At 68.5% G+C, this 26,122-nt stretch carries 22 protein-coding genes; 8 read left to right on the forward strand and 14 right to left on the reverse strand.

The window, feature by feature from the left end:
- Positions 1–43: 43 nt before the first annotated feature.
- The 4 genes from ON41_RS01980 to dprE1 form a co-directional block, all read right to left on the reverse strand.
- Positions 44–1,963, reverse strand: a complete 1,920-nt coding sequence (locus ON41_RS01980) for a glycosyltransferase family protein (protein WP_085995585.1) — start codon at positions 1,961–1,963, stop codon at positions 44–46.
- Positions 1,964–2,119: 156 nt separating this feature from the next.
- Positions 2,120–4,072 carry an arabinofuranosyltransferase gene (locus tag ON41_RS01985; protein ID WP_051160858.1) on the reverse strand — a complete coding sequence of 651 codons (1,953 nt, stop codon included), beginning with the start codon at positions 4,070–4,072 and terminating at the stop codon, positions 2,120–2,122.
- 305 nt (positions 4,073–4,377) lie between these two features.
- Positions 4,378–5,139: a decaprenylphospho-beta-D-erythro-pentofuranosid-2-ulose 2-reductase gene (gene dprE2 / locus ON41_RS01990; protein WP_040744414.1), complete on the reverse strand. Its 762-nt coding sequence runs from the start codon at positions 5,137–5,139 to the stop codon at positions 4,378–4,380.
- Between the two features lie 16 nt (positions 5,140–5,155).
- A complete protein-coding gene (gene dprE1, locus ON41_RS01995; protein ID WP_246460939.1) occupies positions 5,156–6,646 on the reverse strand; it encodes a decaprenylphosphoryl-beta-D-ribose oxidase in 1,491 nt (496 codons plus the stop codon).
- Positions 6,647–6,768: 122 nt separating this feature from the next.
- Between dprE1 and ON41_RS02000 the strand changes: the two genes are divergently transcribed.
- Entirely contained in the window at positions 6,769–7,251 is a 483-nt protein-coding gene (locus ON41_RS02000) for a GtrA family protein (protein ID WP_083905060.1), read from the forward strand.
- 52 nt (positions 7,252–7,303) lie between these two features.
- On the opposite strand, the gene ON41_RS02005 is transcribed toward ON41_RS02000, so the two are convergent.
- From ON41_RS02005 to ON41_RS02015, 3 genes are all read right to left on the reverse strand, one after another.
- Positions 7,304–7,924, reverse strand: coding sequence for a pyridoxamine 5'-phosphate oxidase family protein (locus tag ON41_RS02005; RefSeq protein WP_040744417.1), 621 nt, complete (start codon positions 7,922–7,924; stop codon positions 7,304–7,306).
- 394 nt (positions 7,925–8,318) lie between these two features.
- On the reverse strand, positions 8,319–10,535 hold the full coding sequence (locus ON41_RS02010; protein ID WP_040744418.1) for a molybdopterin-dependent oxidoreductase: 2,217 nt from the start codon (positions 10,533–10,535) through the stop codon (positions 8,319–8,321).
- Positions 10,536–10,647: 112 nt separating this feature from the next.
- Positions 10,648–11,139: a hypothetical protein gene (locus tag ON41_RS02015; protein WP_040744625.1), complete on the reverse strand. Its 492-nt coding sequence runs from the start codon at positions 11,137–11,139 to the stop codon at positions 10,648–10,650.
- A gap of 314 nt (positions 11,140–11,453) precedes the next feature.
- On the opposite strand from ON41_RS02015, the gene ON41_RS02020 reads away from it, so the two are divergent.
- The gene (locus ON41_RS02020) at positions 11,454–12,029 is read left to right on the forward strand and encodes a DUF4282 domain-containing protein (protein ID WP_040744419.1); all 576 of its coding nucleotides are present in this window, start codon (positions 11,454–11,456) and stop codon (positions 12,027–12,029) included.
- A gap of 200 nt (positions 12,030–12,229) precedes the next feature.
- Positions 12,230–13,102 (forward strand): helix-turn-helix domain-containing protein, encoded by an 873-nt coding sequence (locus tag ON41_RS02025; protein WP_040744420.1) that lies wholly within the window; start codon positions 12,230–12,232, stop codon positions 13,100–13,102.
- 32 nt (positions 13,103–13,134) lie between these two features.
- Here ON41_RS02025 and ON41_RS02030 read toward each other — a convergent pair whose 3' ends face one another.
- Complete coding sequence (locus tag ON41_RS02030; RefSeq protein WP_040744421.1) at positions 13,135–13,551, reverse strand: MarR family winged helix-turn-helix transcriptional regulator; 417 nt, start codon at positions 13,549–13,551, stop codon at positions 13,135–13,137.
- Between the two features lie 86 nt (positions 13,552–13,637).
- On the opposite strand from ON41_RS02030, the gene ON41_RS02035 reads away from it, so the two are divergent.
- Positions 13,638–15,116, forward strand: coding sequence for an MFS transporter (locus ON41_RS02035; RefSeq protein ID WP_040744627.1), 1,479 nt, complete (start codon positions 13,638–13,640; stop codon positions 15,114–15,116).
- Between the two features lie 127 nt (positions 15,117–15,243).
- Here the strand turns inward: ON41_RS02035 and ON41_RS02040 are convergent, their stop codons facing one another.
- The gene (locus ON41_RS02040) at positions 15,244–15,804 is read right to left on the reverse strand and encodes a dTDP-4-dehydrorhamnose 3,5-epimerase family protein (protein ID WP_040744628.1); all 561 of its coding nucleotides are present in this window, start codon (positions 15,802–15,804) and stop codon (positions 15,244–15,246) included.
- A gap of 5 nt (positions 15,805–15,809) precedes the next feature.
- A complete protein-coding gene (gene rfbA, locus ON41_RS02045; protein WP_040744422.1) occupies positions 15,810–16,691 on the reverse strand; it encodes a glucose-1-phosphate thymidylyltransferase RfbA in 882 nt (293 codons plus the stop codon).
- Between the two features lie 192 nt (positions 16,692–16,883).
- On the opposite strand from rfbA, the gene ON41_RS02050 reads away from it, so the two are divergent.
- Positions 16,884–17,876 (forward strand): alpha/beta hydrolase, encoded by a 993-nt coding sequence (locus ON41_RS02050; protein ID WP_083905061.1) that lies wholly within the window; start codon positions 16,884–16,886, stop codon positions 17,874–17,876.
- A gap of 69 nt (positions 17,877–17,945) precedes the next feature.
- Here ON41_RS02050 and ON41_RS02055 read toward each other — a convergent pair whose 3' ends face one another.
- Positions 17,946–18,653, reverse strand: a complete 708-nt coding sequence (locus ON41_RS02055; protein WP_040744423.1) for a DUF8020 domain-containing protein — start codon at positions 18,651–18,653, stop codon at positions 17,946–17,948.
- Positions 18,654–19,063: 410 nt separating this feature from the next.
- Between ON41_RS02055 and rfbB the strand changes: the two genes are divergently transcribed.
- A complete protein-coding gene (gene rfbB, locus ON41_RS02060) occupies positions 19,064–20,065 on the forward strand; it encodes a dTDP-glucose 4,6-dehydratase (protein ID WP_040744632.1) in 1,002 nt (333 codons plus the stop codon).
- A gap of 1 nt (position 20,066) precedes the next feature.
- On the opposite strand, the gene ON41_RS02065 is transcribed toward rfbB, so the two are convergent.
- Positions 20,067–21,764 (reverse strand): DUF2142 domain-containing protein, encoded by a 1,698-nt coding sequence (locus ON41_RS02065; RefSeq protein WP_083905062.1) that lies wholly within the window; start codon positions 21,762–21,764, stop codon positions 20,067–20,069.
- Positions 21,761–22,729, reverse strand: coding sequence for a glycosyltransferase (locus ON41_RS02070; RefSeq protein ID WP_040744424.1), 969 nt, complete (start codon positions 22,727–22,729; stop codon positions 21,761–21,763). Before ON41_RS02070 ends, ON41_RS02065 begins: the two co-directional genes overlap by 4 nt.
- A 121-nt stretch (positions 22,730–22,850) precedes the next feature.
- Here ON41_RS02070 and ON41_RS02075 point away from each other — a divergent pair, with 121 nt between their 5' ends.
- Positions 22,851–23,351: a GtrA family protein gene (locus ON41_RS02075; RefSeq protein ID WP_051160859.1), complete on the forward strand. Its 501-nt coding sequence runs from the start codon at positions 22,851–22,853 to the stop codon at positions 23,349–23,351.
- 75 nt (positions 23,352–23,426) lie between these two features.
- Positions 23,427–25,322 (forward strand): glycosyltransferase, encoded by a 1,896-nt coding sequence (locus tag ON41_RS02080; protein ID WP_083905063.1) that lies wholly within the window; start codon positions 23,427–23,429, stop codon positions 25,320–25,322.
- Positions 25,323–25,426: 104 nt separating this feature from the next.
- On the opposite strand, the gene ON41_RS02085 is transcribed toward ON41_RS02080, so the two are convergent.
- A complete protein-coding gene (locus tag ON41_RS02085; RefSeq protein WP_040744425.1) occupies positions 25,427–26,011 on the reverse strand; it encodes a TetR/AcrR family transcriptional regulator in 585 nt (194 codons plus the stop codon).
- Positions 26,012–26,122 lie beyond the last annotated feature (111 nt).

Raw genomic sequence — 26,122 nt, forward strand, 5'->3', positions numbered from 1 at the left:
CACCCCCGCTGGGAAATCGATGCGGCACGGGGGTGTCCGCGACTCACACCAGGTGACGGACGTCCCAGACCCACACGCCGTGGACGTACTGCCCCGGGAACCCGAGCAACTGGTCGAGGGTCGCGTGGATGGCGCCGCCGTGCTCGGTGGGCGGCAGCACGACCACATCGGCCTTCCAGTAGTTCAGGTCCGCCAGGGCGCGCTCGCGGGCGGCGTCGTCGACGGCGGGCACCTGATCGGTCTTCTGGGCCCGCATCAGCAGCGTCGCGGTGGGCCGCTCGACGGCGCCGTAGATCCCCTTCTTATCGGAGTTGGGGCCGACGAAATAGCCGCCGGCGAGCGAGAAGTCGAAGTTCGAGTCGACCTGCCAGCGCAGCGGCTTGGCATCGCCGGTGGTGGGCGGCGGCGCGATCACGACCGAGCCGGTGTCGACGTAGTCCCGGACGGTCCCGTCGGTGAAGAACTCCGGCGTGGGGGCGCGCTCGGTGACCGGAAGGATCGTCGGCACCAGCGGCGCGAGGGCCAGCGCCAGCACGCCGAACCAGATCGGCGGGCGCGGATCGCCGAGCGACTGCCGCGCGTAGGCCATCGCCCGCTCGGTGCCCAGGGCGAGGATCAGCGCGATCGCGGGAACGGCGGCCATGGAGAACCGGGTCTCCAGCACCGTATTCAGCAGCGGCACCTGCTCGAGCCACTTCCACGGCAGGGTGACGCCGGTGGGCCGCTTGCCGAAGGTCGCCTCCACGCCCAGCGACAGCACCGTGAACACGACGACCACCAGCGCCGCGGCCCGCACCACGCGGTGGTGGTGGCGAGGCTCGCCGTCGGCCGTGCCGCGCGACCGCCACAGCAGCACGACGGTCACCGCCACCAGGGCCAGCAGGGGCCAGCCGAAGTAGGAGTTGTCCTCGGTGGGGTTGATGCCCACGTTCTGGCCCGGCGCGTAGAGGCCGCCGAGCGATTCGGCGGGGAACTGCACCAGCGCCTTGAGATCGTTGCCGGTGGGCCCGTGATCGATGGACCGGTAGCTCTGCGGCCCGAAGAACTGATACCACAGCGGAAGCGCGGTGAGGACCAGCGTGATCAGGGCCGCGATCGCGACGGTCGGCGCCACGCCGCGCACCACCCGCAGGCCCAGGCGGGGCTCGTGCAGGTAGTAGACGACCGCGAACAGCCCGAAGGCCAGCGCGAAGATCAGCAGCGGCTCCTCGCCGAGCGCGATCTGCAATGCCACCAGCACGCCCAGCACGGCCGCGTCGCGCCGCCGCCGGGCCCGCGCGAGTTCGGGCTGTTCCACCGCGCGGCGGGCCATCCGGATGAGCAGCCCGGCGATCACCGGCAGCAGGGCCAGCAGCACGAAGTTCGGGTGGGCGTTGCCGTGCGAGATCATCGCCGGCGCGAAGCCGCAGAACACGCCGCCCACGAAGGCCGCGAACCGGGAGTCGACCAGTTCCCGCGAGAACAGCCAGTACCAGGCGAAGGCGGTCCCGGCCAGGCCGGCGGTCAGCACCAGCACGTAGGTGGTGGTCGGCCCGAACAGCAGCGTGACCGGGGTCAGCGGCACGCCGACGCCGAACATGGCCGTGTTGGCCATCATGTTCACACCGGCGGGATAGTTCTGCAGCGTGGTGCCGAGCGGATTCTCCAGATGCGCGACCGAATGCGCGGTCACCGAGAAGAACCACTCCCACATGGACTGGTCCTGGCCGCTCTTGAGCAGGTAGCCGTGGTCGGTGTCGCGCCACTGCCCGGACAGGACGATGACGGCGAAGGCCGAGTAGATCGCGCCGATGAGCAGATCGGGGCGGGACGAGCGCAGCCGCTCGCGGGCTCTGGCGCCGCGGGACTCTCCGGCGGGCGCGACGGTCGCCCCACCGGCGGGCGCCGGCGGGTCGATGACAACTGTCGCGGTGCCTCCCGATCGCTTCGTATCGATGCGATCCGATTCCCCGCCGGGTACCACAGGTACAACTCCCTACGTGCTGGACAAACTAGCACACCACGCTACCGCCGCACCCTGAGAGCGCGCTGGGCGACAAGGGAGTTATCCACAGAAAATGAGGTATTCCACAGTCTTATCCACAGGATGGGCGGTTTGTGCACACGCCGACGCGCCGATTCAGCGCCGCACGACCAGTGTGAACGGCCCGATGCCGGTCACCTGAAAATGCGGATCCTCGAACAGCGTCTTGGGGAACGAGACCGTGTACCGGCGCACATTGGGATCGTTCGGGTAAACGTCCTCGGCGAGCCGCAGGGTGTACTTGTCGCCGCTGCTGCGGAAGAGGAAGGCGTCCGGCGCCCGCCACGGGGTGTGCTCGAGCGCGTCGCGCAGTTCCGCCGGGGTCTGCAGCCCGCTCCAGCGCTTGATCTCCGCGGCGCGGCCCGCGAAATCGGCGAGCGGATTCGCGTAGTGCGAGGTGAGCCCCTGGAAGCCGTAGTACGGGTAGTACGCGAGGAAGCTGGTGTCGGAGGTGAGCACCACGGATCGATCGCGCGGCCGCCCGGTCTGCGCGGTGAGCGCGGCATCGATCTCGCGGTAGTACGAGACGGCCGACGGGCTGCGCTGATCGGCGCGCTCGCCGTTGCCGTCGGTATCGGTGTAGGCGGTCGTGATCTCGGTGTTCAGGATGCTGGGGATGGATTGGGAGAACGCCAGCAGGCCGATCACCCCGACCGCCGCGGCCACCAGGCGGAAGCGCGGCGGTTCGTTGATCGCCTGGTAGAGCGCCCGCGCACCCTCGATGAAGCCGAAGGTTCCCGCCGCGGCCAGCAGCGTCTGCAGGATCGGCTCGAGCCGGAAGGACAGTCCGGTGGTCCCGGCCGCGGTGGCCGCCAGCGAGGCCAGCGACCACAGGTAGATGGCCGCCACCGAGATCCCCAGCGCCTGCGCCCGGCGCGAACTCGCCGCCCGCAGCACCAGCCAGACGGTGCCGATCAGGCACAGCGCCCCGAGTATCGGCTCGGAGAAGTCGAACATGGGGAACGACAGCCGCGCCCCCGACTCCGGCAGGTAGTGCAGCGCGGTGCCGGACTTCGGCATGGACCCGGTGAGCGCCTTCGCCAGCCACGGCCCCCAGGTGATCAGCGCCAGTACCGCGGTGATCACACCCATGACGGCCAGCCGCGCCAGGATCGGCCACAGCAGGCCCAGCGCGCTCGGGCCGTTCGCGACGTCCCGCGGCCGGTGCACCGCATCGGCGCTGCGCTGCCACAGCTGGGCGATCCAGGCCACCACGGCCATCAGCACCACGGTGAAGACCGCGAGCCCCGCGAACAGCTGATAGAACATCATCGCCAGCCCGAGGAACAGCCCGGCCCCGATCACCGCGCCCCAGCCCGCAGCGGTCGGCGCGGTATCGGCCGGATCCGCCGGGCGGTACAGCGCACCCCAGGCCAGCAGCATGGCGGGCGCGAACAGGACGACCAGCACCGCGCTGTAGGCCTCGGGGGAGGCGAAGGCCACCGTCACCGCCGTGGTCGCCGCCGCCACCGCGACGGCCCAGTCGGCGCGAATCAGTTTGGACCACAACACGAGTGCCACCACCGCCGCCACCGCGAGGAAGGCGATCGCGAAGGGCTTGAACGTCTCCCACCCGGACATGCCGAGCAGGTTCGCCACCCGCCCGCCGATCCAGAACCACCCGGCCGGGTAGTACGGCGGCAGGTCGATGTAGGTCATATCGTGCAGCGCCGCACTGTCGGTCAGCCGCGTCAGGTATTCCGTCCGGAACTCCTGGTCGACCGAGATGCCGAACAGATAGAGCTTGGTCGCCGCCAGCGGCATGCCCAGCGTTACCGTCACGAAGGCCGAAATACCCGCCCAGGACAGCACTTTCGCGAGCCACGGCCAGCGCCGCAGCCGGATCAGCACGATGGCCGCCAGCAGCACGACCACCGCCGCCACCTGCCCGACGGTGGTGAGCGCCCGAGTCACATTGGAGGAGTTGAACGCGGGCCACTGCACGGTGCCGAACGCGACCAGCCCCACGGCGGCGACCACCGCCGCGACCACCGCGGCGAGCACCGCCTCACCCAGACTGCCGCCGACCTGCCGGACAAGTACTCGCACGCTGCCTCCGGATTCTGTGTTGCCTGGTTCCGGCCAAAAGCATGCCGGAAAAAGGAAAGGTGCCCCAAAGCGCCCGCCGAAAAGAGGAAGGGCACTCCAAGCGCCCGCCAGAATAGGGGGAGGTCCAGTTACGTGCCCGCCGACATACGGCCGGTGCGCCTGAGCGCGCAGGTTATGGGCGGGTGCGCCTGAACTCGCGCTGGAATGCGGGAGGTACGCCCGAGCGCGCGCCGGTACCACGAAAGCCCTGCACACCTACGAGGTCAGGTGTGCAGGGCTTCCGAAGATCGTGGGCGTGCCGCCGATCAGATCGGCAGGCGGCGGAACAGGGCGCGGGGGACGTGGCGGAGGATCACCATGACCCAGCGGAAGGCGCCGGGGGCCCAGACGATCTCCTTGCCCTTCTGGGAGGCCGCGACCGCCAGGGCCGCCACGTCCTCCTTGTCGACGGTCAGCGGGGCCTCGTCGACGTGTGCCGAGAACCGGGTGCGGACCTGGCCGGGGCGGACGACGGTGACGCGGGGGCCGAAGGGACGCAGCGCCTCGCCGAGTCCCAGATAGAAGCCGTCCAGGCCGGCCTTGGTCGAGCCGTAGACGAAGTTGGCGCGCTTGACCCGCTCGCCGGCCACCGAGGACATGACGACGATGCGCCCGTACCCCTGGCCCTTCATCTTCTCGCCGACCAGCACGCCCACCGACACCGACGCGGTGTAGTTGACCTCGGCCACCCGCACGGCCTTCTGCTGGTTCTGCCACAGCTCCTCGGCGTCGCCGTCCAGCGCGAACGCGACGATCGCCACGTCGATATCGCCGTCGGCCCACGCCTGCTCGACGACCTTCGGATGGCTACCGGTGTCGAGCGCGTCGAAGTCCACGACCTCGACCTTGGACGCTCCGGCGGCTTCCAGCTGCGCCACGGAATCCGCGCGCAGCGGATCGTTCGGCAGGGCCGCCAGGACGACCCGGGCCGGTCCCTTCTTCAGGTACTCGGTGCAGATCGCCAGGCCGATTTCGGAGGTTCCACCCAGAAGCAGAATGTTCTGGGGGTTGCCTACGGCATTGATCATTTCGCGTACTCACCGCTCATTGCAGCTCCAGCCTTCTCGCCATATCGGACATGAAAACGCCTGTGGGGTCGACACTGCGGCGGACCTTGATCCACTCGTCGATCCGGGGGTACATGCTGTGGAAGGTCTCCGCGGTGGTCCGGGAGTCCTTGCCGGTGTAGAGCCGTCCGCCGAATTCCAGCACGCGCCGGTCCAGTTCGGTGACGAACTCGTTGAGCCCCGCACTGATCGGGAAGTCCACGCAGATGTTCCAGCCCGGCATCGGAAAGCTCAGTGGCGCCTGGTTACCCGGCCCGAACAGTTTGAAAACGTTGAGGAACGAATAGAACCCGGACCGCTGGATATCGCGGATGATGTTCTTGAACTCCTCGACCGCCTCGGGCGGGACCACGAACTGGTACTGGAGGAAGCCGTTCGAACCGTAGCCGCGGTTCCATTCACCCAGCATGTCCAGCGGGTGATAGAACTGCGTCAGGTTCTGCACCTTGCCCCGGTAGGTACCCGACTTGCGGTACCAGAGCTCGCCGATGGGCGTGAAGGTGTACTTGTTGGCCAGCCCGTTCGGGAAGACGTCCGGCAGCGTGAAGAACGTCTTGCCGTTGAACTTCAGCGGATCCTCCCGCAGCTTCTTGGGCAGTTCGTCCAGCTTCGCCAGATTGCCGCGCGAGATCGCCGCCCGGCCCAGCTTGGGTTCCGGGCTGATCGCGTCGAACCAGGCCGAGCTGTACTCGTAGCGGTCCTCGGAGCCGTCGCTGTGGTAGGCGATGGTGTCCTCGAGCGTCGGCGTGACGTCGCCGTCGGCGATGAAGTACGCGGTCTCGGTCGGCGTCATCTCGATGGTGGCCCGCAGGATGATGCCCGTGAGCCCGCAGCCACCGACGGTCGCCCAGAACAACTTGGCGTTCCGCTTCGGCGTGATGTGATGCACGGTGCCGTCGGCGGTGAGCAGTTCCATCGACCGCACGTGATTGCCGAAGCTGCCCGCGCTGTGGTGGTTCTTGCCGTGGATGTCGGAGCCGATCGCACCGCCCACGGTGACCTGGCGGGTGCCCGGCAGCACCGGAACCCACAGGCCGAACGGCAGCGCGGCCTTCATCAGCTGGTCCAGGTTCACGCCGGCGTCGACGTCCACCAGATGGGTGTCGCGGTCGATGCGGTGGATCTTGTTCATCGCCGTCATGTCGACGACCAAGCCGCCGGCGTTCTGGGCGTTGTCGCCGTACGAGCGTCCGAGCCCGCGGGCGATCACCCCGCGCCGCAGATGCGCGGGTTTCCCCTCGTTGTCCTCGGCGACCGCGGCCACGGCCTGCGCGATCAGCTCCGGATCGCTGGTCGAGAGCACCTCGGCGGACGTCGGCGCGGTACGGCCCCACCCGGTCAGCCTGCGAGTACTCGTCGGCAGGTCGTAGCGTTCGGTCGACCCTGTGCTGTCATTCTGTGACGCAGCGCCGTCGCCCGCTTTTTCGGCAGGACCCGCGGCGGTGGAGGTCTGAGCTTTCGTGGACATCGGCATAGAGGCTACAGGTATGACCGGACATCGGTGCCGGTGTCACGGGCCGTACACCGGCGTGAATCGCGCCACGCCGATCGCCCCGATGTAGCTGTGGGCGGCGCGCTACGCTCGTCCCCGTGACCGCGGAACCCCACCTTCCCCTGCCGGCTGAGCTGCCCCTGGTCGACGAGCCGGGCGGTACCGATGTCGACCTCAAGACGCAGATCGTGCGGTTCGTCGCGACCGGCGTGCTGTCGGCGGTGGTCGACTTCGGGCTGTATCTGGTGCTGATGAATCTGTTCGGGGTCCCGCGCGATATCGCCAAGGCGATCAGCTTCGTCGTCGGCACCACGACCGCCTACCTGATCAACCGCCGCTGGACCTTCAAGGCGCCGCCGAGCCGCATCCGGTTCGCCGCCGTGTGGGCGCTGTATCTGGTCACCTTCGTCGTCCAGGTCGGGATCAACGCGCTGCTCAACGATCACCTGCCCCGCATGCGGTGGGAACTGGCCGGACACACGGTGACCATCGCGGTGCTGCTGGCCTTCGTCGTCGCGCAGGGCACCGCCACCGTCATCAACTTCGTCGTTCAGCGCGCGGTGATCTTCAAGATCAAGTGAGGCGAATCCGCCGGTTCCGGTGAAGCACCGTTGCAGGCCGGAACCGGCGGATTCAGTATTCGGCGACCAGTGCCCGGGTCTCGGCCTTCGCGCCGAAGTAGTCGCCGCCCTTGGCGGCGGGATTGTCGGTACCCCACTGCCGCTCCTCGCGGGTGCCGGGTACCAGGTGCGGAATGTGCTTGCGGCAGTGGATGTACGCCTCCTCGACGTCGACCACGACCCAGCGCTCGGCGACCCTGCCGCGCTCGGCCTGCGGCAGATCGGGCACCCGGTGCCGCAGCGCCGCATCGCCGACGATGCGCGCGGACCCATTGATGTGCAGGCCGATCCGGTCGTGCGTGAAGTCGATCAGGAGGATGCCGACGTGCGGGTTCTCCAGGATGTTGCCCAGACTCGCCATGACGCCGTTGCCGCGATATTCGGGGTACGCGAGGGTGCGGTCGTCGACGATGTGGAGAAAGCCCGGCCGGCCCGCCCGGAAGCTGGCGTCGCACTCGCCGTGCCGGTCGGCGGTGGCGATGAACGCCATATCGATCCGCCGCACGAAGTCGAGCATCGTGGCGTTGAGTCTGTCCAGCACCTGATCGTCGGCGAAGCGCTCGGCCCGGTCGCGGGTGCCGAAGCGGTCCTGGAGTTCCCGCTCACCGTCACTGCCGCCTCGCCTACCGGGCATCTCACGCCCCCTCGGGTTGCTGGAGTCGTATGTACCAGGCTCGGCACTGAACCTCGGTGATGTCGAAATCGTATATGAAAGAACGTTTTTGGACTGGGCAAATTATGAAACTAGCTGGTGAGTGGGTTATATGTCCCACTCGGTCAGTGTCCGGCATCTCATCCTCGAATGAGGATGCGCCCGCGCACCCGCGGGGGCAAGCCCCGATTCGCCGATAGCTGTGCCGATGCTGGCCGTGGCGGTGCGCGACAGTGGGCGGATTCGGTTGGTGCCGAGCGCAATTCGCACTATTGCGTTGTCCATTTTGCTCGGCGTGCCCGGCCGTGCCGAGTCGACCGGCCCGTTACACCCCTTACGGGTCCCGACCGGTACGCAATGTCCGAAACGAGTGGCTTCAGGCTGGTGTCAGCGTGACCGGCACCCCGTTGAACACCGCGTTTCCGGAGGGGGTGTCGATGATCGAATCGTCGGTCAGCGTATTGGCGTTCACGCCCGCGTGCTCCCGCGCGACCGATTGGGTGCTGCCGGCGTGGCCCCATCCGTGCGGCAGGCTCACCACGCCAGGCATGATCTCCTCGGTCGGCTCCACGGGCACGGTGAGCGTGCCCGCCGCCGATTTCACGACCGCCTCTGCGCCCAGTCCGAGCCGCTCGGCATCGTCGGGGTGGATGTGCAGCGTGCAGGTGTTGGACCCGCCGACGAGGGTCGCGACATTGTGCATCCAACTGTTGTTGGAGCGCAGCTGCCGCCGCCCGATGAGCACCATGCCCGTGCTCGCGTCGGCGAGCCGGTCGCGCAGCCGCGCGACGTCGTCGAGCAGCGGTTGCGGGGCGAGTTCGACCCGCTTCGACGCCGTGCGCAGCGCCTCGGGCAGGCGGGGCCGCAGCGGGCCGAGGTCGATACCGTGCGGATTGTCCAGCAGAACTTGCAGATTCAACCCGCCGGACACCCCCTCCTGCTCGACCTCCGCCGCGGCCGGATGCCACTCGCCGTAGGGGCCCAGCCGCAGCATCATGTCGATGCGCTGCTCGGTGCTGTTGTCGCCGATCAGTTCGGCGCGGCGCTCCAGCAGCCCCGCCTTGTGCAGGGTGCCCGCGATGATCAGCTCGTCGACCGCCGCAAGCGGATCGCGGTCGGGTTCGGGCTGCTGGCCCAGGGCCGCGACGGCCAGCCGCGCCAGGATCTCCGACTCCGAGGGCCGGTCGCCCAGCGGCAGCAGCGGCCGCGAGTACCGCGCGTAGTCGCGCACCGCGAAGTTCAGCAGCGCGAAGTCGTAGTGCGGGGACTGGAGGGTGCGCGGCGGCGGCAGGATGACATCGGCGTGGCGGGTGGTCTCGTTCAGATAGCGATCCACGCTCACCATGAATTCCAGCCCGGCCAGCGCCTCCCCGAGCCGCGCGCCGCTGGGCGCGGACAGCACGGGATTGCCCGCGACCGTCACCAGCGCCCGCACCTGCCCCTCGCCCGGGGTGGTGATCTCGTCGGCGAGCGTGGCGATCGGGAATTCGCCCATCGCCTCGGGCAGCTCGCGCACCCGGCTGGACCAGCGGCCCAGGCGGAACGGGCGGGTGCGGACGATGCCGAGCGCGGCCGGCGTGGCGAACATGGCCCCGCCGGGCCTGTCCAGGTTGCCGGTGAGCACGTTGATCACGTCCACCAGCCACTGTGTCAGCGTGCCGAATTCGGCCGTACAGGTGCCGATGCGCGCGTAGACGGCGGCCGTGGGCGCCGCGGCCAGTTCGCGGGCCAGCCGGACGATGGTCTCGGCGGGGACGCCCGTGCGGTCGGCGACCCGCTGCGGCGGGAATGCCGTTGCGGCCGTGCGCACCTCGTCGAGGCCGCTCGCCTCCACCCGGACCGTCACCAGATCTTCGGCGAACAGCGTGTGCACGATCGCGAACAGCAGATACGCATCGCTGCCGGGCCGGACGAACAGGTGCTCATCGGCCAGTTTCGCGGTGCGCGTGCGGCGCGGATCGACCACCACGAGGCGACCGCCGCGCTTGCGCAGCGCCTTCAACCGCCCCGGAAAGTCCGGCGAGGTGCACAGCGATCCGTTCGATTCCAGCGGGTTGGCGCCCAGGACGAGCAGGTAGTCGGTGCGGTCCAGATCCGGGACCGGCACGGTGAGCGGATCGCCGAACATCAGCCCGCTGGCGACCTGCTTGGGCATCTGGTCGGCGGTGCTGGCGGAGTAGACGTTGCGCGTGCTGAGCGCCCGGATCAGCGGTGGCAGGTACAGCGCCCCGGCGACGGTGTGCGCATTGGGATTGCCCAGGTACAGGGCCGTGGACTGCCGTCCGTACTCGGCCGCCAGCGGCGGCAGGCGCTCGGCGATCAGGTCGAAGGCCTCCTCCCAGGAGGCCGCGCGCCAGGTATCGGTGGCGCGGTCGCGGATCATCGGATCGGTCAGCCGGTCGGGATCCTCGTCGAGATGGCCGAGGCTGGCGCCCTTGGGGCAGAGAAATCCCTTGCTGAACGGGTCGCGGCGGTCGCCCCGGATCCCGGCCACCAGGTCGTCGGCGGTAAGGGTGACCTCGAGCCCGCAGACGGCCTCGCACAGCGGGCAGGTGCGAAGCAGTGTCCGGGTGTCTTCCGTGACGTGCGTCATAACACCATCATCACCCCGGGCACCGACATGCGCGATCCGGGCACAACGGAAACCGCGGGAACCCGGTGGGCCCCCGCGGTTTCGGTGGTTACTGAGCTGTCTGTCGAACCTGTCAGCTGGCGATGCGGGCGAGCCGCGGCTTGCGCTGTTTCGACCGGGCCGCGCGGACGGCCGCACCGATCGCGACCACCGGCGGGAGCCAGCGGGCCTCGTTCGGCGCCACGCCCCAGTCGGCCGAGCCGGCGGCCGACAGCTGCGTCGGCGGCAGCGGGATGCCCTCGCCGTCGGTGTAGACGGTGACGCCCTCGGCCGCGCGCAGCGCCTCCAGTGCCATCGCGGCATTGCGGACGCCGGTGACCAGGTGGATCTCGCGGCGCTCGGCGCCCGGGATCTCGATCACCGGACCGGTCATGTTGTTCGCCCGCAGGTACCGGCGCACGGTCGCCGCGAGTTCACCGGTCACTTCGATGCCGGAAACGTTCTCGTCGGTGATCAGGCAGATGCCGTTGGCCGTTTCGGCGACCGTCCAACCGCGCTGGATGTAGTCCTGCGCGCTGGCGGCCAGCTCGGCCGCACGAACGGAAGGCGGAAACGTCGTACGCACTTGCTTCTCCATTCCCCGGGTAGATCTGGGTCCTGCGTTGGTGTTCATGGGACGTATCGGGCCACGTGGGACGCCGCGTTACACGTTTGCGAAACTTTCTTGCTCGTCATCGAATTCATCACAAGATCACCTTTTGATTCCCGACAGCTATGGATTCGGCGGCACTGCCGCTGCCGATCGGCCTCGTCGCAGGCCCGAAGTCACAGTCGTCCGCTCACCTGTGAATCGAATGCGTTGCGGCTGAAAGTTTCCCAACAGAACGCTTGTGACCCTGCTCGTTGCCCCGGCGAAGTGTAAGGGAGAGGATCGGAGCCATGACTGACGAGCCTCTCGGACCGGTCGGGAACGTCGCGGACGACTACGAGGCCGAACCCCAGATCATCACCTGGAAAGAGTCCACGAGCCGACGCTTGACGCGTCATCTGGACGACGAGGCGGCGGCGGAGGAGCGGCCGGCCGAGCCGTTCCGCAGCCCGGGCGCCTTCGCCGCGTGGGCCCTGGCCGCCCTGCGCGCCCTGATCGACGTGCAGTTCCACCGCCCGGCGACGCGCACCCTGCTGCCGCTGGCCTACATCCTCGGCCTGTCCTTCGCCTGCGGCGTCCCGATCGTGCTGACCGTGCTGCTCTGGCACGTCTCGATGCTGCTGGGCCTCGCGTTCGCGGTGCTGGTGGCGGTGCCGCTGGGGCTGACCATGGCGGCGTCGGTGCGCTTGGCCCTGGAATTCCTCGTGAACGCGTCGCGGCTGGCCAGCCGGGTCGAGCACATCAACGATCTCGCCGACGATCTCTTCCGGGCACTGTCCGAGGTGGCCGAGCCGGTCAATCAGCTCTCCGAAGACGTTCGGGCAGTGCAGTTCTGGCGTTTCCGGAGGCGTCCGCAGCGGAAGTGAGCGCGGGTTGTCCCAGCGGTGACGCAGACGTGACTGAGACACTACCCTTACTCATAGTGATATTGGCGGTATCCGGCTCTGGTTCGGCTGTGCAACAATCCGATTGCTTGTCCGATTCGACCCTGGGCACGCGTGAGATTCGGGCCGTTCGGTGGGCTGTGAGAGCGAGTACGATCGGCGCACGGGACGGAGGGGGAAGTATGGGCTTACCGCAGGGGATCACCGGTTCGACGATGCCGCGGCGCCAGCTGGGCCGCCAGCTTCGCGATCTGCGCAATCGCGCGCGGATGACCACCCGGGTCGCCGCGCAGCGGCTGGAGTGGTCGGAGGCCAAGATCTGGCGCATCGAGACCGGCCAGACCTCGCTGCGCAGCCTCGACGTCGAGGCCATGTGCAAGATCTACGGCGCACCCGCCGAACTCGTCGAGCCGCTCACCGCGCTGGCGCGGGAGACCAAGGCGCGCGGCTGGTGGGCCGAGTACAGCGATGTGATCGCCGAGGGCTTCGAGGTGTACATCGGCCTCGAGGAGGCGGCCGACAGGCTGTCGACCTTCGAGAACGGCCTGGTGCCCGGCCTGTTGCAGACCGAGGGCTACACGCGGGCGGTCCTGGCCGCCGCGCGGCCGGAGATGTCGGCGCAGGAACTCGATCGCCGGGTGGCGCTGCGGTCGGCCCGCCAGTCCGTGCTCACCCGGCCGGAATCGCCCGCACGGGTGTCCGCGGTGCTCACCGAATCGCTGCTGCGGCACCGGATCGGCGGCGCCGACGTGCACGCCGCCCAGCTCGACCACCTGCGCCGCATGTCCGAGCGGCCCAATGTCGACATTCGCGTGGTGCCGAACGACTGCGAATACCACGCGGGCATGGAGTCCGGCCGGTTCGTCCTGCTCGAATTCCCCGACACCGCGGGCGATCTGACCGAGCCGCCGGTGGTGTACGTCGAAACCTTCACCGGCTCCGCGTATTTCGACAAGGACCACGAAATCGACCGCTACCGTGCGGCTTTCGGTGGTATCCGGGCCGCATCGGTGGAAGCCCGCGCGGCCATAGACGAGGCCCTGGCGGCCTGCTGAGTCGATTCCGGCCGAAGTGCGGCCGTCCGCGCTCAGCTGAGCGTGCGGGCGAGAACTTCCCGGTGTGTGGGCGCCGCCGAGGCGTGCAGGGCGCGGCCCTTGTCGGTGAGGCAGACGAAGATCGCGCGCCGGTCGTCGGTGCACATGCTGCGGCTGACCAGGCCGTCTCGCTCGAGCCGGGCCACCGCTCGGGACAGGGCGCTCTGGCTCAGGTAGATGTCGCCGGCCAGGTCGCTCATGCGGTAGGTCTCGCAGTGGGCGTCGACGAGGCGGTCGAGCGTCTCGAATTCGCTGAGGCCGATCTGATGGCGGCCCTGTAGCTCCTTCTCCAGCGCACAGGACACATCGGCGTGCTGGGACAGCAGAGTGCGCCACTTGCTCACCAGTCCGGCCGGTACCGCCTGTTCGAGGGCTGCGGGCCGGTCGACGGACGCTGTCGACTTGGACATGCCCACATCTTAGTGTCCACCGTCAAATCATGCAACCGCATTAAATGCTTGCACATTTAATGCGCACGCATGTACTGTCCCAACTCATGACTTCCACAGCAACACTCCCGGCCGCCGCGGCGGCGGCCGGTACCCGGTGGCCGGCACGGATGTGGGGAATGCTGATCACCCTGTGCATCGTGCTGTTCCTCGACGGTCTCGACGTGTCGATGATCGGTGTCGCGCTGCCGTCCATCGGCACCGAACTCGGTCTCGGCACCTCCACTCTCCAGTGGCTGGTCAGCGGGTACGTGCTCGGCTACGGCGGCCTGCTGCTGCTGGGCGGGCGCACCGCCGACCTGCTCGGGCGGCGCAAGGTCTTCCTGATCGCCCTCGCCGTCTTCGCGCTGGCCTCGCTGGCCGGCGGCCTGGTCAGCTCCGCCGCGCTGCTGATCCTGACCCGTTTCGTCAAGGGCCTGGCCGCGGCGTTCACCGCGCCGACCGGCCTGTCGATCATCACCACCAACTTCGCCGAGGGCCCGGCCCGCAACAAGGCGCTGTCCATCTACACCGTGTTCGGTGCGGGCGGGTACTCCATGGGCCTGGTGTTCGGCGGCCTGATGACCGGCCTCGGCTGGCGCTGGACCTTCTTCCTGCCCGTGCCGATCGCCATCGCCGCCCTGGTCGCCGCCGCCTTCCTGGTGCCGCGGGACAAGCCGGCGCAGGAGGGCGGGCACGACCTGCTCGGCGCGCTGTTCTCCACGGCCGCCATGCTGCTGCTGGTCTTCACCGTCGTCTCGGCCCCGGAGGCCGGCTGGGGTTCGGCCCGGACCGTCGGCTCGTTCGCCGCGGTGGTGGCGCTGTTCGTGGCGTTCGTCGCGGTGGAGAACCGGGTCAAGCACCCGCTGATCCGGCTCGGCATCCTGCGCAAGGTGTCGCTGGCGCGGGCCAGCCTGGTCATCGTCGCGCTGGCCGGGTCCTACTTCAGCTGGCAGTTCATCGTGACCCTGTTCCTGCAGGACACCCTGGGCTGGTCGGCGCTGGAGCTGGCGATGGCCCTGCTGCCGGTGGGTCTGCTGGTCGCGCTGTCGTCGGTGTTCTCCGACAAGATCGTCGACCGGTTCGGCACCGGCCCGATCATCGCGGTCACCATGGTCGTGATGAGCATCGGCTACCTGCTGTTCCTGCGGCTGGACACCACACCCTCCTACCTGAGTGTGATCCTGCCCGCGGTACTGCTGATCGGCATCGGCTGGATCGGCTTCCCCGCCATCAACATCCAGGCCACCAATGGCATCTCCGACGAGGAACAGGGCCTGGCGGCGGGTGTGCTCCAGACCTCCATGCAGGTCGGGGCGGCCATCGTGCTGGCCATCAACACCGCGATCATCACCGCGTCTTCGTCCCCCGGGCCCACCCAGCACACCGACACCTCGCCCGCCGCGGTGCTGGACAGCTACCGTCCCGGCCTGATCTTCGCCGGCGTGGTCTGCGTCATCGGCGCGGTGATCGCGCTGACCCACTTCCTGCCCAAGCGGCCGACCCCGGTCGCCGAGGCGGACCGGGAACTGCAACTGGCTGCCTGACCGAGCGGCCGGGGAGTCTGAAACCGCGGTGGGCGAACACGATTCGCCCACCGCGGTTTGCTGTGCGGCATTGTTCCCCTCGTTCCCGGCATGCTTTTGTTGTTTCCGGCATGCTTTTGGCCGGAAACTAGCCTCGCAGACTCCTCAGCCTCGGCGCCGCAGCGTCTTTCGGCGAACGCGTGAATTTCAGCGGCTTGCCGTCCCGCCCCACCGTCGGCCAGCCGATACCCAGGTCCGGATCGAAAGCGTCGAGGTCACGGTCGAATTCGGGCGTGTACTCCAGCGAGCACAGATACGTGACCGTGGAGTCGTCCTCGAGCGACAGCAGCGCGTGCCCCAGGCCCTCGGACAGGAACACCGAGCGGCGATCCACATCGTCCAGCAGCACCGCGTCCCAGGCGCCGAAGGTGGGCGAGCCCTGCCGCAGATCCACCACGACGTCCAGGAACGCGCCCCGCACACAGGTCACGTACTTCGCCTGCCCGGGCGGATCCTCGGTGTAGTGGATGCCGCGCAGCACGCCCGCCGCGGAGGTGGAGGTGTTGACCTGCAACAGGTCGAACGGCCGCCCGACCGCCTTCTCGAATTCGGAGGCCTTGAACGATTCGACGAACACCCCCCGCGCGTCGCCGCGCAGCGTAGGCGTGAACTCCCAGGCGCCCGGAACGGACAATTCCCGGATCCGCATACTCATCAGCGCTGATCCCAGTCCCGCCCGTGTTCGAGCAGACCGAGCAGGTATTTCCCGTACCCCGATCGCACGAGCGGCTCGGCCAGCCGGCACAACTGCTCGTCGTCGATGAAGCCCATCCGCCAGGCCACTTCCTCGGGCACCCCGATCTTCAAACCCTGCCGCTCCTCGATGGTCCGCACGTAGTTGGCGGCATCGAGCATCGAGTCGAAGGTTCCGGTGTCGAGCCAGGCCGTGCCGCGGGCCAGCACCTCCACCGACAACCGGCCCTGTTCCAGGTAGGCGCGGTTGATATCGGTGATCTCGTATTCGCCACGCGCCGAGGGCCGCAGGTCGCGGGCGATCTCGACCACGTCGTTGTCGTAGAAGTACAGGCCCGGGATAGCGTAGTTGGATCGCGGCACCTTGGGCTTCTCCTCGATGGAGATGGCCTTGCCCTTCGCGAATTCGATCACGCCGTACGCGGTCGGGTCCGAGACCTGATAGGCGAATACCGCCCCGCCGTCGATGCTTTCGAAGCGCCGCAGCCGGGTGCCCAGGCCGGGACCGTGAAAGATATTGTCGCCCAGCACCAGCGCCGCCGATTCGCTGCCGATGTGGTCGGCGCCGAGCACGAAGGCCCGGGCGAGGCCGTCCGGTTCCGGTTGCACTACATAGCGGATCGACAGCCCGAGCTGGGAGCCGTCACCGAGCAGCCGGTCGAACGCCGCGGAATCCTCCGGGGTGGTGATGACCAGGATCTCCCGGATGCCGGCCAGCATCAGCGTCGACAGCGGGTAGTACACCATCGGCTTGTCGTACACCGGGACCAATTGCTTGCTCACCCCTCGGGTGATCGGGTGCAGCCGCGACCCGGTGCCACCGGCCAGGATGATTCCGCGCATGTCACAGCAGTCTGCCATTCGCGGTCCACCCGGGCTCGACGAGGTTCCGACTCGACCGCGAAATGATCACAACGGTTTACGGGGACGCCATCGCGGCGACCATATTCCTAGGTCACGTTGTCAGCGCCGACAGCTCGCCCGCCGGATCCCGGCTGCCGACCGCTCGGTGCGCCGGAGTGAGGTAGGTGCGCGATGGTGGCGATCCGAGGCGAGTTCCCGAGTGAGCCGGGTGTCGTGGTCAATCCGGACGGCGGCAGCCTGACGTCCCGGGCGCTGTGGCTGGCGTGCCGCGGCCTGGTCCGTCCGGTGGTGCGGCACTTCCCGATCACCCCGCTGACGATGCCCGCGGCGAGCGCCGTCGTCGACGCGCTGGCGCGATTGCGCCCGAGCCCGTCCGGAGTGGAGCGGGAACAGGTGTGGCTCAAAGGCTTTCGCATGGAGATCCTGCGTCCCGGCGGCGGCCGCCGATCGCTGCGGGACGGCGCGGTGATGTATATGCACGGCGGCGGCTTCTTCCTGTGCGGGCTGGACACGCACCGGCCGATCGCCGCCGCCCTCGCCCGGCGCACCGGACTGCCGGTACTGAACGTCGCGTACCGCCAGCTCCCGGACACCTCCATCGCCGGATCGGTCGACGACTGCCTCACCGCGTACCGGTGGTTGCTGCGGCACGGCGCCGATCCCGCGCGCATCGTCTTCGCGGGGGATTCGGCCGGGGGCTTCCTCACCTTCGCGACCGCGCTGCGGGCCCTCGCGGCCGGGCTGCCCGCGCCCGCCGGACTGGTCGGGCTGTCCCCGGCGCTGGATCTGAACTGCGCGGCCAAGCGCGACTGCCCGACCGCCGCCCGCGACGCCTATATCCCGCTGTCGGCGCTGGAACAGATGGTGCGCTACGGCGCGTTCGGCCCGGACGCCGAACCCTCCCCGGTCGACGGTGCACTGGCGGGGCTGCCGCCCGTCCTGCTGATCGTCGGCGAGGACGAATTGCTGCGCTACGACTGCGAACTCATGGCGCGCCGGCTCACGGCGGCCGGGGTGCCGAACTCGCTGGAGCTGTGGCGCGGGCAGGTGCACGCGTTCGCGAGCATCGTGCCGAATCTGCCGGAGAGCCGCGCCGCGCTGGGCCGGGTGACGCGGTTCGTGCGGGCCCGGATCGAGGCCGGGAGCATCGCGCGGACCGCCTGAACCGGCAGCACCCCCGCACAGCCGGCGCTGTGCGGGGGTGCTGGGGCAGAACCGTGCGGTCCGACCGGCCTACTTGGCCGGCGGGACGAACGGCTGGTTGATGGTCGTGAAGTACTGCGCCGCGGCGGCGATCGCGACCGGGGCCGTGATCAGCAGCTGGCCGGCCAGGGTGCCCAGCGCGCCGATGGCGATGATGCCACCGAGGCAGCCGATGGCGGCGGCCGGAATGAACGCGCCGAACAGGCCGATGATCGCGGCCGAGGCGACGGTCGCGCCCGCGATGCCACCGAGCACGCAGCCGATGGCGCCGCCGCCGATGCCACCCACCAGGGTGCCGATGGTGGCGCCGGTGGAGATGGTGTCCTTCAGGCGGGTGAAGGCGGCCAGCTCACGGTCGTACGGGGTCTTCCAGGGGGCCTGGTCCTCGAACGGCAGCGCGACGGGCTGGTAGCTCGCGTGCTGCAGGTCGAACTGCGGGGTCAGGGTGGCGGTGTTGCCGGAGATGTCGGCAGCGATCGGGAACACGTAGTCGTCGACGCGGAACGACAGATCGGTGCCGGCCAGGGTGGTTCCATTGGCGGCTTTGATCTTGAAGACGCCGTTCTCGTTGACCAGGGAGCCGGAATCCGTCGAGATGACCGTGTTCGTCTCGGTGGTGGTCGCCTTGTAGTTGACCGCGCCCTCGTCGGCGGCAGGTGCCGCGTTGACGGTGCCGGCGGTCACGCCGATCGCGGCGATCAGCATGACCGACGTCGCGGCGAATTTCCTCATCAGCATTTTTGTGGAACCTCGGTAGAGAGTGGTTCGTAGGGGGACATGAGGAATCGAAATGGAAGCCAGCTAACGAGCGGTGAACCTGCCGTGACCGTTCATTCAAATTCTGTTCACCATCGTGTTCTTGCGGTCGGTCGGGTTGTGGAAACACCCAGTGTGAGAGGGGTTTCCGGGCGGCGTTTACGCTGCGTACAGATGTCCGAACCAGTCGGTCTGTGTTGAAGGTCACAGCGTAAGGGTGACCTGGGTAACCGGATCGTTATTTGCGTCCCGTAATAAAGGGCGACCGGTACAAAATGGGTGCCGACCCGGTAGAGCCATCTGTCATCAATTCTCACCCGACAATACGGACGCCGCACGCGGAACACGAGCCCGTGACCGCGCTCCGGAGCCAGCCGATAGGCTTGACGATCGTGCGATTGCTCGTAACCGGCGGCGCCGGATTCATCGGCGCCAACTTCGTCCACCAGACCCTGGCCGAGCGGCCCGATACCCGGGTCGTGGTGCTGGACAAGCTCACCTATGCCGGTAACCGGGCCTCGCTGGCGCCGGTCGCCGACCGCATCGACTTCGTGCACGGCGATATCGCCGATCTCGAACTGGTGGATCGGCTCGTCGGCGGCGTGGACGCCGTGGTGCATTTCGCCGCCGAATCACACAACGACAACTCGCTGGCGCAGCCGCTGCCGTTCGTGCAGACGAATATCGTCGGCACGTATTCGCTGCTGCAGGCGGTGCGCCGGCACGACGTGCGATATCACCACATCTCCACCGACGAGGTCTACGGGGATCTCGAACCCGGCGACCCCGCTTTCGACGAGACCACCGCCTACAACCCGTCGAGTCCCTATTCGGCGACCAAGGCGTCCAGCGACATGCTGGTGCGGGCGTGGGTGCGGTCGTTCGGTGTGCGCGCGACGATCTCCAACTGCAGTAACAACTACGGCCCCTACCAGCACGTGGAGAAGTTCATCCCGCGCCAGATCACCAACCTCATCGACGGGGTCCGCCCGCGGCTGTACGGCGCCGGGCACCAGGTGCGCGACTGGATCCACGTGGACGACCACAACCGCGGGGTATGGGCGGTGCTCGAGCACGGCCGCATCGGCCAGACCTACCTGATCGGCGCGAACGGCGAACTCGACAACAAGGCCGTCGTCCGCTTGATCCTCGCCGAATTCGGCCGGGACGCCGACGATTTCGACCACGTCACCGACCGCCCCGGCCACGACCAGCGCTACGCCATCGACGCCACCCGCCTGCGCACGGAACTCGGCTGGGAACCCCGCTTCGCGGATTTCCGTGCGGGGCTGGCGGATACGATCCGCTGGTACCGAGAGAACCAGGACTGGTGGCGGCCACAGAAGGACCTCACCGAGCAGGCCTATGCAGCTGCCGGGGAAAAGGTGCTGTAACTCAGCCCCAGACCAGGTAGTTGTACTTCGCGACGGCTGCCGCCAGCGCGATCACCGTGGCGACCACGATCACGATCGCAGGCCCCTTGGCCGGGGTGATCCCCCGAATATCGCTCAGCCGCACAGGCATCCACCGCAGCAGCACCGCGAAGGCCACGATCGCCAGCGGCACGAAATACCGCCCCTGCACACCGTCGATGAGGTAGTAGCCCACCGGCGTGAACGACATGTACAGCGTCACGTAGATCATCGCGATACTCGCCAGCACGGTGAGCGCGACGACCCAGGTGCGCAGCCGATCCGAGGTCAGGCGCTCGGCGATGCCCAGCCCCACCGCGAAGGCCAGCAGGCAGGCCAGGATCGACACCGCCGGCACGTCGATGTAGGCGAAGCCGAGTTCCCCGAAGAACTGGGTGAACCAGCGCTGATCCCGCAGCCAGATGCTCTCGACGAAGGTGTTCAGGAAATCCACGGGGTGGGTGAGGATTCCGTGCAGCTGATCACCCGGACGCACCGAATGCCACTGCTCGGGCGGGCGCATCAGGCCCATGCCGTCACCGGTGGGCGCGGCGATCTTCATCCACACCGCGAACGCCCCGGCGCCGATCACCGCGCAGGCCCACGGAATCCAGCGCCGCCAGCTCGAAAAGCCGTACTGCCGAGCCGGAATCAGCACGGTCAGCATGGCCAGCAGCACGTAGGTCGGCTTGCACAGCGGCAGCAGGACCGTCGCCGCGAGCGCCACCGCGACCTCCGCGCGGGACAGCCGCGCGCCCAGGAACAGGCCCTTCACCAGCAGGCAGGAGACCAGCAGCGCCAGCGCGTTGGTCACCGTATCGGCGGTGACCGTCCCGGCCTGGAACAGCGCGATCGGCAGCACCGCGACCGCGAACGCCAGCCACTGCCACCGGAATCCGCGCAACGTCCACAGCGCGAATCCGACGATGATCAGATAGGCGGCCAGGCCCGCCAGCCGCGTCAGCAGCATCATGCCGCCGACATCGAGATCCAGCGCCTCCGCCAGCCGGATACCCACGGCCGCGGGCACATACGGGATCGGGGAGTACGCCGCGGTATTGGTGAACCAGACCGGCTTCGTCGCGTCCGTGGTCACGGGCGCCGATTCCAGCAGCCGGTAGGAGACGCGGTCGGCGGCCATCGGCTCGGGCTCGGGGGGCCGGCGGTTGTAGTCGGTGAAGGCGTAGCTCATCAGGCCGTCGATGGAGAGCGGGATGTCGCCGCCGTAGGCGACACCGCGATCGTCGGCGATGCGCTGCGGCAGGAATCCGCCGTGCGCGACCTGATACGACCGGCCGAACTGCGTGATCTCGTCGTGGCCCCAGAACGCCGGGGTGACCGTCGCCCAGACGGCCCCGAACAGCGTGGCGACGACGAGGAACGCGGCCGTGGCCGCACCCATGCGCTCCCGCACCCACCCTCCGGCCCGGCGCAGCGGATCGACTCCGGGGGGCGTCTCCGCAGCCTCGGCGACTGTCTCGTGGCCGTCCTCGGACCGCCGCTCGCCCACGGTGCTCGACTGCCGCTCGCCCACGGTGCTCGACTGTTGCCCGTCCACGGTGCCTGACTGCCGCCCGTCCACGGTGCTCGACTGTTGCCCGTCCACGGTGCCTGACTGCCGCCCGCCCACGGTGCCTGGCTGTTGCCCGTCCACGCTTTCCGGGCGGGCCTCGGTCGTCATCGGCGCGTCTCGCCGATGCGGTCACCGGCCTCCGTACCCGCGGCCGAGTACCGCAGGTACATCAACCGCGCGGCCTCGTGCCGGGACCGGCGGATGCCGTCCAGGATGAGGCCCGCGGTCCACGCCAGGCTGCCCAGCAGCAGCAGCGTCAGGCCGAAGAACAGCGTCGGGAAGCGCGGCACCTGGTGGATCTCGTAGTACTGCACGACGATCGGGGTGATCAGGATGATCGACACCAGCCAGGACAGCGTCCCGAACAGGCCGTAGAACGCGACCGGCCGCTCGTGCCGGGCCAGGCCGACGATCAGCGCCAGGATCTTGAAGCCGTCGTGATAGGTGCGTAGCTTGCTCTCGCTGCCGGCGGGGCGGTCACGGAAACCGACCGGCACCTGGGTCTGCGGCACCCGCAGATGCAGCGAGTGCACGGTCAGCTCCGTCTCGATCTCGAATTCGCGCGACACCGCCGGGAAGCTCTTCACGAACCGCCGGGAGAAGACCCGGTAGCCGGAGAGCATGTCCTCGACGTTCTCGCCGAACACCTTGCCGACCACGCCGTTGAGCACCTTGTTGCCGGATTCGTGCCCGGCCCGGTAGGCGTTCTCGCCCTCGTTCTGCTTGCGCACGCCCAGGACGTGGTCGTAGGGGCCGTCCAGCAGGGTCTTGATCATGACCGGCGCGGCGAAGGCGTCGTAGGTGTCGTCGCCGTCGATCATCAGATAGATGTCGGCCTCGATATCGGCGAAGGCGCGGCGCACGACATTGCCCTTGCCCTTGGTGTGCTCGGTGCGCACGAGCGCCCCCGCCTCGCGGGCGCGGTCGGCCGTGGCGTCGGTGCTCAGGTTGTCGTAGACGTAGACGACGATGCCCGGCACGGCGGCCTTGAGGTCGGTGACGACCTTGGCGACCGCGGCCTCCTCGTTGTGGCAGGGCACGACTGCGGCGATGCGAAGCTCGGTGGGGTCCACCCCGTCAGTTCCTCGTGTTGATTCGGACGGTGAAATACGGAACACCGGGAGGGTACAGGGGAGCGGCCCGGATGCGCCCGCCAACCCTCACTGTGTCATTCGATGCGGTACCGTGCCCGGAGTGACCAGCAGTGAAACCGCGGCCGATCCGGCCGCTGCGCCCCTGCTCACCAAGGTATCCGCCGCTTTACGCAAGGGCGGGGCGTTTCTCGTGGTCGGGGCGATCGGTTTTCTCGTCGACGCGGGCACCTACAACCTGCTGGTGTTCTGGGGTGGCGAGGGCGTGATGTACCACGCTCCGCTCCCGGCGAAGATCATCGCGATCGGCGTCGCCACGGTGGTCACCTACTTCGGGAACAAGTGGTGGACCTTCGCCCACAAGAAGGGCGGCAGCCCGGCCCGCGAATATGTGCTGTACACCGTATTCAACGTGATCGCCATCGGCTTGCAGCTGGGCTGCCTGGGCTTTTCCCGCTACGTTCTGGAGCTGTCCTCACCCCTAGCGGACAATATCTCGGGCACGCTGGTCGGCCAGGTCGTGGCGGTGGTATTCCGGTATTGGGCGTACGACAAATTCGTGTTCACCGGTGAGAAGGCGGCCCCGTCCGCCGCCGACGCCTGAGATGGAGATAATGGTCGCCGCGAATCCGCGACGCCGGAGGCGGCGCCATCTAACACAACAAAAAGGGACCGCGATATGGACCAGTCGGCTGGGCAGGCCGTGACCACAACCGAGAACGACCGGCTCCTCGCCGACCCCGCCCCCGCCACATTGCACGGCGATCACCAGGCTCCGCAGCGACTGGTGCTGCAGCGCGGCGTATTCGCCGCTCCGGCCGCGAAGATCAGCGCCGAGATGTATGCGGTATCCAAGGGCAAGGTCGGGCGGGAGCGGCTGTCGCTGCGGTTGGAGAAGGGTGCGACCGCGCACACCAACACGTATTTCGGCCGGTTCGCCGCGAGCTACTGGCAGCGCTGGACCACGGTCACCGAGGTCGAGGTCGCCATGACCCTGACCGTCGGCGACCGGGCGCGCATCCGGCTCGCCGCCTCCGATATCGCGGGGCACCGCCGGATCATCGATACCGCGGATGTGCGCGCCGATGGCCGCGTCGTCTTGCGCGCGGCGCTGGATCAGTACGTCGACGGCGGCGCGCTGTGGCTCGAATTCGATGCCGTCGGCGGCGATCTCACCATCTCGGAGCTGGAGTGGTCGGCGGTGGCGCCGGAGCGCGTCCGGCCGGTGGCGATCGCGATCTGCACGTTCAACCGCGCCGAGGACTGCGCGCACACCGTGGCGGCGCTGGCCTCCGACCCGACCGTGCTGGCGACCATCGATGCCGTGTACGTCGTGGACCAGGGCACGGACGCGGTGGAGGACCGGCCGCTGTTCCAGGAGACCAAGCCGCGGCTCGGCGACAAGCTGCGGTACCTGCGTCAGCCGAATCTCGGTGGCGCGGGCGGTTTCACGCGCGGCCTGTACGAGGTGTCGGCGGCCAACGAGCACGCCGACGTCATCCTGATGGACGACGACATCCTGTGCGAACCGGAAACGGTGTTGCGGCTCAACGCCTTCGCGAATCTGACGGCCGAGCCGACGCTGGTGGGCGCGCAGATGCTGTTCCTGCTCAACCCCGACTACCTGAACGTCGGCGCGGAGGAGACCAACCTCCCGTTGCTGCGCCACGGGCAGAAGGTGCCGAAGGCGCTGCGCAACACCAGCATGCTCAAGCGCAACCAGGAACGGCGCGTCGACGCGGGCTACAACGCCTGGTGGACCTGCCTGATCCCGGCCGAGGTCGTGGCCCGCATCGGACTGCCGATCCCGATCTTCTTCCAGTGGGACGACGTCGAGTACGGGCTGCGCGCCCGGGAGCACGGCTTCGTCACGGTGACCCTGCCGAACGCGGCCGTGTGGCACGCCGACTTCTACTGGAAGGACTTCGACGACTGGGCGCGGTACTTCTCCTCGCGCAACTCGCTCATCGTCTCCGCGCTGCACACCGATCTGGATCCGAAGGCCGTGACCCGCAAGCTGTTCCGGGAGATCACCGAATACCTGGTCGGCATGCAGTACGGCCTCGCGCACACCACCCTCCAGGGCATCGAGGACTTCCTGAAGGGCCCGCGGATCCTCCAGGACGGCGGCCAGGAGGCGCTGAAGCAGGCCCGCACCAGCCGCGGCGACTACTCGGAGACCGTCAAACACCCCGCCGCCACCGCGCCGATCCGCAACGCCGACATCCAGGTCCGCCGCGCGGGCGGCGAGCCGAGCCGCCCCGTGCTGGTCCTGATCAAGCGGGCCATTCAGCAGTGGACCGGCCGCGTCCAGCCCGGCCTCAAGGCCGTCACCCGCGAGGACGCCCACTGGTGGCACATCGGCCTGTTCGACCACGTCATGGTCACCGACGCCTCCCAATCCGGCGTCCGAATCCGCAAGCGCGACAAGGCAAAGGCCCGAGCCCTCCTCCTCCGCACCTACCGAGTCCTCCGCCGCCTCCGCCGAGAACTCCCCACGGTGTCCCGCCAATACCGCGACGCCATGCCCGAACTCACCAGCCGAGAGAACTGGGAACGCCTGTACGGCATCTGATCCGGGCCGTCGCCCCCGGGACCGCTGATCTCGCCCGCCTTCTCCAGGGCAACTGATTGCGGCCCGGCTCCCTCGCTTCCCCTTGATTTCCCCCCTCGGGGGAATCAAGGGGCTAGCAACGTCCGAGTAGCAGCCGCCACATCGGCCTCCAACCACTCCGGCAGATCACCCTGGCGAGCGTGCCGCCGGAGCGTGGCGTTGGGCAGATCCACCACAGCACGGGTGAAACGGTCGGTCGTCCGCTCGTCGTCGGTCCCGAAAAGGTCCCGGGTCAGGCGATGCACATGCTCGATCAGAGGCATGTTCATGCGCGCCAACCGCTCCCGCAGATCCTCCTCCGGAGCCCCGTCCAGCAGATCCCCGGGCCGCAGATGCAACAGCAACTTGGCGTCATCCGGCTCAGCCCGCGCGAAATCGATTGTCGCCACGGCCATTCCGATCGCCGCCTCCAGTGGATCAGCCTGCTCCGCCGCCGCCAACGCCCGCGCCTGGAACCGCTCCAGCGCGCGAATCCACGTCGCGACAAGCACGCCGTTGCGATTACCGAAGCGGTGGTACAGCGTGCCCACGGGCGCGCCGCTGGCGGCCGCGATGGCGGCGACGCCCGCGGCGCGCGGGCCGTCGCGGAGCACCAGCGTGCGCGCCGCGTCGAGGATCACATCGGTGTCGTGCTTGCGAGGCGGCGCCATGGCGTCAGGCGCCGACGTATTCCGCGAGGTGCCGGCCGGTGAGGGTGGAGCGGTCGGCGACGAGATCGGCGGGCGTGCCCTCGAACACGATCGTGCCGCCGTCGTGGCCGG

This window comes from Nocardia transvalensis NBRC 15921, from assembly GCF_000308875.1.
Classification (GTDB): Bacteria; Actinomycetota; Actinomycetes; order Mycobacteriales; family Mycobacteriaceae; genus Nocardia; species Nocardia transvalensis.

Excerpts from the sequence above, each read along its gene's own strand:
- rfbA (WP_040744422.1), bottom strand. The coding sequence starts at position 16,691 with ATGCGCGGAATCATCCTGGCCGGTGGCACCGGGTCGCGGCTGCACCCG.
- ON41_RS02080 (WP_083905063.1), top strand. The coding sequence starts at position 23,427 with ATGGACCAGTCGGCTGGGCAGGCCGTGACCACAACCGAGAACGACCGG.
- ON41_RS02035 (WP_040744627.1), top strand. The coding sequence starts at position 13,638 with ATGACTTCCACAGCAACACTCCCGGCCGCCGCGGCGGCGGCCGGTACC.
- ON41_RS02065 (WP_083905062.1), bottom strand. The coding sequence starts at position 21,764 with ATGACGACCGAGGCCCGCCCGGAAAGCGTGGACGGGCAACAGCCAGGC.
- ON41_RS02010 (WP_040744418.1), bottom strand. The coding sequence starts at position 10,535 with ATGACGCACGTCACGGAAGACACCCGGACACTGCTTCGCACCTGCCCG.
- ON41_RS02025 (WP_040744420.1), top strand. The coding sequence starts at position 12,230 with ATGGGCTTACCGCAGGGGATCACCGGTTCGACGATGCCGCGGCGCCAG.
- ON41_RS02040 (WP_040744628.1), bottom strand. The coding sequence starts at position 15,804 with ATGCGGATCCGGGAATTGTCCGTTCCGGGCGCCTGGGAGTTCACGCCT.
- dprE2 (WP_040744414.1), bottom strand. The coding sequence starts at position 5,139 with ATGATCAATGCCGTAGGCAACCCCCAGAACATTCTGCTTCTGGGTGGA.
- ON41_RS02085 (WP_040744425.1), bottom strand. The coding sequence starts at position 26,011 with ATGGCGCCGCCTCGCAAGCACGACACCGATGTGATCCTCGACGCGGCG.
- ON41_RS02055 (WP_040744423.1), bottom strand. The coding sequence starts at position 18,653 with ATGCTGATGAGGAAATTCGCCGCGACGTCGGTCATGCTGATCGCCGCG.
- ON41_RS02050 (WP_083905061.1), top strand. The coding sequence starts at position 16,884 with ATGGTGGCGATCCGAGGCGAGTTCCCGAGTGAGCCGGGTGTCGTGGTC.
- ON41_RS02020 (WP_040744419.1), top strand. The coding sequence starts at position 11,454 with ATGACTGACGAGCCTCTCGGACCGGTCGGGAACGTCGCGGACGACTAC.
- ON41_RS02005 (WP_040744417.1), bottom strand. The coding sequence starts at position 7,924 with ATGCCCGGTAGGCGAGGCGGCAGTGACGGTGAGCGGGAACTCCAGGAC.
- dprE1 (WP_246460939.1), bottom strand. The coding sequence starts at position 6,646 with ATGTCCACGAAAGCTCAGACCTCCACCGCCGCGGGTCCTGCCGAAAAA.
- ON41_RS02030 (WP_040744421.1), bottom strand. The coding sequence starts at position 13,551 with ATGTCCAAGTCGACAGCGTCCGTCGACCGGCCCGCAGCCCTCGAACAG.